Source organism: uncultured Traorella sp., assembly GCF_944327115.1.
Classification (GTDB): Bacteria; Bacillota_I; Bacilli_A; order Erysipelotrichales; family Erysipelotrichaceae; genus Traorella.
The window spans coordinates 1-8,449 of the sequence record NZ_CALVGS010000080.1 but is presented as its reverse complement, the minus strand read 5'-3'; the positions used below and the strand labels follow the sequence as shown (position 1 = coordinate 8,449).

Annotated in this window: 10 protein-coding genes; 5 read left to right on the top strand and 5 right to left on the bottom strand. The window is 40.5% G+C overall.

Features of this window, described 5'->3' with window-relative positions; all coding sequences use genetic code 11:
* Positions 1–91: 91 nt before the first annotated feature.
* The gene (typA, locus tag Q0K35_RS07395; protein ID WP_294562015.1) at positions 92–1,930 is read left to right on the top strand and encodes a translational GTPase TypA; all 1,839 of its coding nucleotides are present in this window, start codon (positions 92–94) and stop codon (positions 1,928–1,930) included.
* 38 nt (positions 1,931–1,968) lie between these two features.
* Positions 1,969–2,700: an RNA methyltransferase gene (locus tag Q0K35_RS07390; protein WP_294562014.1), complete on the top strand. Its 732-nt coding sequence runs from the start codon at positions 1,969–1,971 to the stop codon at positions 2,698–2,700.
* Between the two features lie 73 nt (positions 2,701–2,773).
* Here the strand turns inward: Q0K35_RS07390 and Q0K35_RS07385 are convergent, their stop codons facing one another.
* From Q0K35_RS07385 to Q0K35_RS07370, 4 genes are all read right to left on the bottom strand, one after another.
* Positions 2,774–4,117, bottom strand: a complete 1,344-nt coding sequence (locus Q0K35_RS07385; protein ID WP_294562013.1) for a hemolysin family protein — start codon at positions 4,115–4,117, stop codon at positions 2,774–2,776.
* A 127-nt stretch (positions 4,118–4,244) separates the two neighbouring features.
* Positions 4,245–4,613, bottom strand: coding sequence for a hypothetical protein (locus tag Q0K35_RS07380; protein WP_294562012.1), 369 nt, complete (start codon positions 4,611–4,613; stop codon positions 4,245–4,247).
* Between the two features lie 3 nt (positions 4,614–4,616).
* A complete protein-coding gene (locus Q0K35_RS07375; protein ID WP_294562011.1) occupies positions 4,617–4,964 on the bottom strand; it encodes an amino acid permease in 348 nt (115 codons plus the stop codon).
* Positions 4,965–4,966: 2 nt separating this feature from the next.
* A complete protein-coding gene (locus Q0K35_RS07370; RefSeq protein WP_365936217.1) occupies positions 4,967–5,404 on the bottom strand; it encodes a peptidylprolyl isomerase in 438 nt (145 codons plus the stop codon).
* A gap of 98 nt (positions 5,405–5,502) precedes the next feature.
* On the opposite strand from Q0K35_RS07370, the gene Q0K35_RS07365 reads away from it, so the two are divergent.
* The 3 genes from Q0K35_RS07365 (at position 5,503) to Q0K35_RS07355 (ending at position 8,007) form a co-directional block, all read left to right on the top strand.
* Complete coding sequence (locus Q0K35_RS07365) at positions 5,503–6,297, top strand: glycosyltransferase (protein WP_294562009.1); 795 nt, start codon at positions 5,503–5,505, stop codon at positions 6,295–6,297.
* A gap of 132 nt (positions 6,298–6,429) precedes the next feature.
* Positions 6,430–7,224 carry a glycosyltransferase family 2 protein gene (locus Q0K35_RS07360; RefSeq protein WP_294562008.1) on the top strand — a complete coding sequence of 265 codons (795 nt, stop codon included), beginning with the start codon at positions 6,430–6,432 and terminating at the stop codon, positions 7,222–7,224.
* 6 nt (positions 7,225–7,230) lie between these two features.
* A complete protein-coding gene (locus Q0K35_RS07355) occupies positions 7,231–8,007 on the top strand; it encodes a DeoR/GlpR family DNA-binding transcription regulator (protein ID WP_294562007.1) in 777 nt (258 codons plus the stop codon).
* A gap of 238 nt (positions 8,008–8,245) precedes the next feature.
* Here Q0K35_RS07355 and Q0K35_RS07350 read toward each other — a convergent pair.
* Positions 8,246–8,449, bottom strand: a 204-nt coding sequence (locus Q0K35_RS07350) for a hypothetical protein (protein WP_294562006.1), incomplete at its 5' end; no start/stop codon positions are given.

Below are 8,449 nucleotides of genomic sequence, written 5' to 3'. Positions count from 1 at the left end.
CAATTTTTATACAGATTTAAAGATTCCTTAGTAAAATGATTGTAATTACGTGCAGTTGGTAGTATAATTGCACAGTTAAGTGTAGGTGAGAATAATGAGTAGAGAAAAAATTATTAATTTAGCAGTCATTGCCCATGTCGATGCCGGCAAATCAACCCTTGTCGATGCCTTCCTGAATCAGAGCCATGTTTTCAGAAGCAATGAAGAAGTCGTTGATTGCGTCATGGACAGCAATGATCTTGAACGTGAACGAGGCATAACGATTTATTCTAAAAATTGCAGCATCAACTATAAAGACTATAAAATTAATATCGTAGATACGCCGGGACATGCTGATTTTTCAAGTGAGGTTGAACGTATCATCCAAACGGTCGATACCGTTATCCTGCTGGTAGACAGTGCCGAAGGCCCTATGCCGCAGACACGCTTTGTCCTTTCAAAAGCACTTGAAATGGGTTTGAAACCAATTCTTCTCATCAATAAGATCGATAAAAAAGATCAGCGTGCGGAAGAAGTGGTCGATGAGGTCTATGAGCTCTTCCTTGAATTAAATGCAACAGATGAACAGTTAGATTTCCCGATCCTTTATGGAATTGCGAAACAGGGCATCGTAGTCAGAGATCCACATGAGGAAGGCAAAAACCTTGAGCCTTTATTTGAAACGATCCTAAAGCATACCCCACCATATCCCGATAAATCAGAAGAGCCTTTACAGCTGCAGATTTCTAATCTCGCATATGATGAATATATCGGACGTTTAGGCATCGGCCGTATTTACTCCGGAACGCTTAAAGAAGGTGTGAATATTGCGGTATGCGATAGTGACGGGCATTCAAGAAACCGTCAGATCTCACAGATCTTCGTATATAAAGGATTAAAGCGGGTACCGGTATCTGAAGCCAGCTGTGGTGATATCGCCGTGGTAAGCGGAATCAGTGATATTTCCATCGGTGAAACGATCTGCGAAAGAGATCACCTTCAGCCACTCCCGATGATCAAGATCGAAGAGCCGACATTATCAATGAATTTTATTGTCAATAAATCTCCTTTTGCCGGCAGAAGCGGTAAATATGTAACATCAAGAAACTTAAAGGAACGGTTAGAAAAAGAATTAGAGGTCAATGTCGGCCTGCGTGTAGAACCGACAGAAAGCGGTGACTGTTTCAAGGTCAGCGGACGCGGCGAGCTGCATATTACGATACTGCTTGAAAACATGCGTCGTGAAGGTTATGAAGTTGCTGTCAGCAAACCGGAGGTCATCTTAAAAAGAGATGAGAACGGCAAGGTCGTTGAACCGGTAGAAGAAGTCGTTGCCATCGCACCGAGTGAATATCAGGGAACGATCATCAATAAGCTCAATCTCAGAAAAGGTCAGATGGTCGATCTTTCAGAAGAAAACGGCTATTCACGAATCGTATATAAAGTTCCTACACGAGGTCTTCTGGGATATCGCAGTGAGTTTATCAACGATACACGCGGTGAAGGAACGATGGTACGCCGCATTGACGGTTATGAGCCTTACAAAGGAGAAATCATGCAAAGAGCCAACGGTGCGATGATTTCAACGGAAACCGGCAAGGCCATGACTTATGCCCTATGGAATCTTCAGGAAAGAGGAACCCTCTTTATCAGTCCGCAAACCGAAGTATATGAAGGCATGATCATCGGTATGAGCTCACGTGACAATGATCTTGAAGTGAACCCGATCAAAAATAAAAAATTAACGGCCATTCGTTCCAGCGGAGCTGATGAAGCAATGAAACTGACACCACCAAAGCAGTTGACATTGGAATCAGCCATCGAATTTATCAACGATGATGAATTGGTTGAGATCACACCGGATACGATCCGCTTAAGAAAGAAAGGTCTGACGCCATTCGAACGAAAGCAGCTGTATCGTCATCAGGTAAAAGAAGAAAATATCGATTAAGGATGGTAAAGCCATCCTTTTTTGTATATAATATTTCTATGGAAAAATATCTAGTAGAAGGAAATATATCAGTAAAAGCCGCTTTGATGGCAAAACGCCGTGAAGTTTATGAAATCTATGTCGATGAGAAAAAAAAGGATAAAGATACCCACTTCATCCTCATGCAGGCCAATAAAAATGATGTAACGGTTCATAGGGTCACAAGAGAAAAGATCGAAGAATTAGCCCAAGGCAAAACACATGGCGGCATGATCGGCTTTGTCGGTGAACGAGAATATCAAAAAATCGAAGAAATCAAAGATCCGTTTTATGCAATTGCGGAAGGCATCGAAGATCCGTTTAATTTTGGCTATATCTGCCGCTCCTTATATGCTGCCGGCTGCAACGGATTGATCGTACCTCAGCGCAACTACTCCACTGCCGTCACTACGGTCACCAAAAGCAGTGCCGGTGCCAGTGAATATATCAGCCTTATCGTCAGTGACGATATTCCCGCACTTGTCACGGATCTAAAAAAGAAAGGACTTCCTTTATATTGTGCCATGCGTAAGGATGCAATTCCATATACTCACGCAAACTATCATCAAGGCTTCATCCTTGCCTTTGGCGGAGAGAAAAGAGGGCTTTCCAAGCAGCTGTTAGCTCTCTCTGATCAAAATATTTATATTCCCTATGCCAATGATTTCAAGAATGCCCTCAACGGTGCCAGTGCAGCCAGCATTCTTGCCTTTGAAGCCTTTCGGCAAAGAGATGATCAAAAAACAAGATGATCATCTTTTTTTATCCCATGACAGAAAAAGCAGCATCCGGTAGATGCTGCCTCTTTATATAATATGAAAGAATTTATTCACTGCTTTCTTCCACTTCCTGTTGTTCTTTTAAGGTAATGATGCACGATTCAACATGCTTATCTATGATCTGATCCACATGGATCGAATACTTATCAAAATCAAGATCCAATATACTGCCGTCACTTGGTATTTCCTGAAGCTGTGAAAAGATAAAACCACCCAGCGTATCATAATCCTCATCTTCAGGTATTTCGATACCTGTCTGATCCAAGATATCTTCGATCAATACATTTCCGGCGATGCGGTAGGTATGATCATCCAACTGTTTGATTTCCTCTTCCTCCATCGGGTCATATTCATCATAGATATTACCAACGATTTCTTCCAGAAGATCCTCTAAAGTAACGATACCGCTTGTTTCTCCATATTCATCGACAACGATCGCAATATGTACCTTCTTCATCTGAAGCTGATTGAAAAGATCATCCGTATGAATGCTTTCAGGCACGAAATAAGCCTCTTTCATCATATCCTCCAGCGTCTTATTTTCACCAAGCGCTTCATTAAGAAGAAAATCACGTGAATAAAGAATTCCCCGAACATCATTAACATCTTCATCAATCAACGGAAAACGTGATAACCCTGTTTCTCTTATTGTTTTAAGAACTTCTTCCTTTGTATCATGAACAGAGATAAAAACGACATCCAAGACATGCGTCATGACATCCTTCGCACTCGTATCATTAAATTCAAAGACATTCTCAAGCCATTCCTTCTCTTCGTTCTCAATCGTTCCCTTCTTACCGCCCAGATCGATCATCAAACGAATTTCTTCCTCAGAAACATCTTCTTCCTCAGCCTGCGTCTTTAAATGAAGCAGTCGCAAGATGATATTCACAGAAAAATTCAGAAAAGCAACCACCGGCCGCATGATCCTGCTGATCGCCGCTATCACAAAGCTCGTCATCTTCGCAAATTCATAGCTTTTCTGCATAGCGATACGTTTCGGTACCAATTCACCAAAGACCAGCGTAAAATAAGAAAGAATGATTGTTACGACTACGGTCGCAATCGAATCTAACGTACCAAGCGAAAGAGCAGTAAAACCTAATCCATAATAGATCCAATCAACGATATACACAGAAAAATTAGTACCTGCAAAAGCGGCTCCTAAAAATCCTGATAAAGTAATCGCGATCTGGATCGTCGATAAAAAGTTATTCGGCTCTTCCACCAGCTTTAAGATCCGTCTGGCGTACTTGTCATTATTTTCCTCCTCAAGCTTTTTAAGCTTTGAAGTATTCAATGACAATAAAGCAATTTCGCTTCCTGCGAAAAACGCATTCAATAAAATCAATACAACCTGCAACAATATTTGATAGGGTATGGTATCCAAAGTAATAATCTCTCCTTTTTGATTTCTATTATATCGTATATTTTATATTTATCAATTACAAATTTATAATTCTTATAAAAAATTCATCTTCCAAGCAAAAAAATCTCAAATATTGATATTCAAGATTTTATTTATGACCTCTTTTTTTCCTTTCAAGCACCGTTGGGTCCTCCATATCCACGATATAGACCTTTTGAGGCGACTTTACCATACATAAAAGCTTATAGGCAAGAGCCACATAAAGAAGGCAGCCTGCGATCCAGTAGATCAGATTAAAAATATCTCCGAAACGGCTCAATCCGAGTCCCTGATTGACGATCCCTAACAGGATAAAACCGATGATGGAAAGAAACAGCGTCACCGACATTTTCGTACGAACGATCAGGTGATATTCACAATGCGGACATTCACATCTGGCCTTATATGAAAGGATATTGTATTGAAATGTCTTGTGGCAGTAAGGGCATTCCAAACCAACCTTAAAAAAATTCTTCATCACCTAATCCACGAAAAGATATCCGCATAAGATATAAAGCATGCAGATAAAGAAACCACCCACGCCAAAAAAAGCCAAGGCCGTACTCAAATATGGCAAATAGAAGGCTCCCAATTCATACAGCAATAAAAATATCGTAATTACAACTGCCACAACGATCTTCCAGACGCTCATATGACGACGTGTCGATTTATTTAATGACATCCCGAACGTAAACAAGGCACACACCCGAATCAGGATCAGCAATGTATCACGTAAATTACCTGTGATATAAGTTGCGACGAGCTGATATAAAAGTGCACCCACCAAAGTAATAAACAACGGATAACCGATATATCTGAAATCTCTCATACTTATTCCTCAATCACTACCTTTTTCATCTTATCACCGTTATGCATTGCCAGCACAGCTTCGATATTGTCCGTCACTTGTCCGAATACCGTATGCACACCATCGAGATGCGGCTGAGGTGCATGACAGATAAAAAACTGACAGCATCCCGTATCCCTGCCCCGATGAGCCATCGACATCGTTCCCTGAACATGCTTATGTACATTCTTATCACACTCGCAGGGAATCGTATATCCTAAATCTCCTGTACCGTTTCCATAAGGACAGCCTCCCTGACTGACAAAGCCGGGAATCACACGATGAAAGATCTTTCCGTCATAATATCCTTCTTTCACAAGGCGGACAAAATTCGCAACCGTGATCGGTGCTTCTTCATCATATAGCACAAAGGGCAGGACTTCACCATTTTCCATCGTGATACTACCTTTAATCATTTTCATCACTCCAATCTTTTTTATTATAACATTAATAGCTGACTATTTCAAAACAATATGAAGTAGTGTATAATATTGTCGATATTTAAAAGGGAGGTTTGGAAATGAATCCGCTAGTAAGCATTATCATACCTGTATATAATGTTGAAAAATATCTGAAAAACTGTCTGCTTTCTGTAAAGAATCAGACATATGATCATTTTGAAGCCATCTGCATCAATGACGGATCCAGCGATCAAAGCGAAAAAATCTTTTATGAAACCGTCGGAGATGATCCGCGCTTTACGCTATACATAAAGAAAAACGGCGGCATTTCAAAGGTCAGAAATCTGGGTCTTTCACTGGCCCAAGGAGAGCTCATCAGCTTTGTTGACAGCGATGATACGATCCAGATGAACTATCTTGAGGAATTGGTCAAAGGAATCGTGAAATATGGCTGTGATATTTCAATATGCGGCCACAATATGAATTATAGTCATATTACCCTTCCCCTTCGTTTTCCTAAAACAAAGATCATCACTCAGAAAAAAGCCCTTTCTTTTTTGATGAGCGACATGATCATCATGAATTACAGCTGGGGAAAATGCTACAAAAAAGAGGTCTGGAAAAATATCAAATTTCCTGAAGATAAGATTTATGAGGATATCAAGACGATCTGCCGGACATTTATGAACGCATCCCGTTTTTACGTCAGCAGCAAGCTCTTGTATAATTATGAAATTCATAAAGGAAGCATCTCCCAGCAAAAATCCACCCGTCAAAATGAAGAGCTGAAATCTGCTTATCGCTATCAGATGGAAATTGTCACGAAGAAATATCCTTCTTTGAAATTTTTAAGTTATTGGAACTTATTCAAAGCTGATCTGATTCATTTATATGATATGATCTTTTCAAAATAAATTTCATGAACATGAGGTAAATTCAGATGATGAAGCTTACCTTTTTTTATAAACGGCTCCTGACGCTGACTCTTTGAAAACGATGGGAAGTAGTGTATAATATGAATGATACTTTGAACGGGAGGGTTAAACATGAATCCGCTAATAAGCATCATCATACCTATTTATAACGTAGAAAAATATTTAAAAAAATGTCTGCTTTCCATAAAAGACCAGACCTATGGCAATTTTGAAGCCATCTGCATCAATGACGGATCAAAGGACCACAGCGAAAAAATTTTTTTTGAAACGGTCGGCAGCGATCCGCGTTTTAAATACTACATAAAGAAAAACGGCGGACTGTCAAGCGTAAGAAATCTCGGACTGTCCTTAGCCCAAGGAGAGCTTATCAGCTTCGTCGATAGTGATGACACGATAGAATCATCCTACCTTGAAGAACTGGTCAAAGGAATCGTTGAATATGACTGTGATATTTCAATCTGCGGCCATAATATCAATTATCCTCATATGACTCTGCATTCATGCTTTCCGAAAACAACAATCATGAATCAAAAAACAGCTCTTTCCCTTTTAATGAGCGATATGATGATCAAAAATTACAGCTGGGGAAAATGTTATAAAAAAAAGCTGTGGAAAGATATCAGATTCCCGGAAAACAAAACCTATGAGGATGTCGAAACGACCTGTCGCTTATTTATGAGAAGCTCTCGCTTCTACATCAGCAATAAGCGTTTATACAATTATGAAATCCGTAAGGGAAGCATCTCTCAGCAGAAAGCAGCCGGACGAAACCGTGAGCTGAAACGCGCTTACCGGCATCAGATGGAAATCGTTACAAAAAAATATCCTTTTTTGAAAATATTCGGCTATATGAACTTACTGAAAGCAGATATGATGCATCTTTATGATGTGATCACTACGAAATGAGGTCTTATGTCACTAACGAAACGGAGAATGGAAATATTTAATCTGCTTCAAAAAAATAAGGCAGTTGAAGTGAACGAGCTTGCGAAAAGATTTCAAGTATCCACGATGACGATCCGCAGAGATTTAAACATGCTTGAAAAACAAGGTCTGGCAATCACAAGCTATGGCGGGGCACGATTGAATATGGAGCATAATATCGAACCAAGCTTTTCCTTAAAAAGCGATCTTTTGGTTGAGTATAAAAACGAGATTGCCGTTGAAGCAAACCGCTTCATTCAAGACGGGGATACGATCTTGATCGATACCGGCACGACGCCCCTGCAGCTTTGCCGCTATCTTCAGAATAAACGCATCATCGTTTTAACCAATTCCCTGCCGGCCATCAACATCCTTCAAGCCTTTTCAAAGATCCAGCTCATCGTTGCCTGTGGTCAGTATAATGACATCAGCAACGGATGGCACAGTGCGATGACCATTGATTTTTTCAAACAGTTCAGGATCGATAAGGCATTTTTAGGAACGCAAGGCATTGATCATCATGGTGCTTATATTGCCGGCATGGAAGAAGCACAGGTAAAAAAAGCGATGATGGAAAGTGCCAGACAGAGTTTTCTGCTGTGTGACCATACAAAATTCAATCAAACCTTGCTTGCGAAATATGCCCCTCTTACCGACTTTGACTGCATTATTACCGATTCACAGCTGGATCGTGTCCTTTATGATGAATATTCAAAAATCATACCGCTTATCTCGTCATCCAGATCATACCAATCAAGAAAATGATTTTGTAACCAAAATCATATGCAAATAAGTAACTCCCTATCTGCATACCCACTTACCTTTCTAGCGGCGTGGTTCCACTGACACCTTCTCATCTCCTTCTTTTGCTTCTCTCTGAAGCGCAAGGCTTTGGCGAAATGTTCCATTGTCAGCTTATGATTTAATCTTTCACAGGATTCCATCCCTTCCCCATGCTCCCATCTTCCAGTGAATCGCATGACTGCCGGGTCCTGTTTTTTTTCTATCTGAACAGGCTTAAATACGGTGTCCTCTGACATTCCTCCAATGTCGCTTTCCCCAAATCCCTGATCACTTCTCTCCATTCCCTGTATTCATGATATTCCTTCGGTATCCTTTCACGGTATCCTTCTCCCCTCCTTGCGATCACATACGCCGCACTGTGGTGAATGCTTAACCCTAACCGCTTCGCATATTTCAGCTTCCC

Excerpts from the sequence above, each read along its gene's own strand:
- Q0K35_RS07390 (WP_294562014.1), top strand. The coding sequence starts at position 1,969 with ATGGAAAAATATCTAGTAGAAGGAAATATATCAGTAAAAGCCGCTTTG.
- Q0K35_RS07380 (WP_294562012.1), bottom strand. The coding sequence starts at position 4,613 with ATGAAGAATTTTTTTAAGGTTGGTTTGGAATGCCCTTACTGCCACAAG.
- Q0K35_RS07375 (WP_294562011.1), bottom strand. The coding sequence starts at position 4,964 with ATGAGAGATTTCAGATATATCGGTTATCCGTTGTTTATTACTTTGGTG.
- Q0K35_RS07370 (WP_365936217.1), bottom strand. The coding sequence starts at position 5,404 with ATGAAAATGATTAAAGGTAGTATCACGATGGAAAATGGTGAAGTCCTG.
- Q0K35_RS07365 (WP_294562009.1), top strand. The coding sequence starts at position 5,503 with ATGAATCCGCTAGTAAGCATTATCATACCTGTATATAATGTTGAAAAA.
- Q0K35_RS07360 (WP_294562008.1), top strand. The coding sequence starts at position 6,430 with ATGAATCCGCTAATAAGCATCATCATACCTATTTATAACGTAGAAAAA.
- Q0K35_RS07355 (WP_294562007.1), top strand. The coding sequence starts at position 7,231 with ATGTCACTAACGAAACGGAGAATGGAAATATTTAATCTGCTTCAAAAA.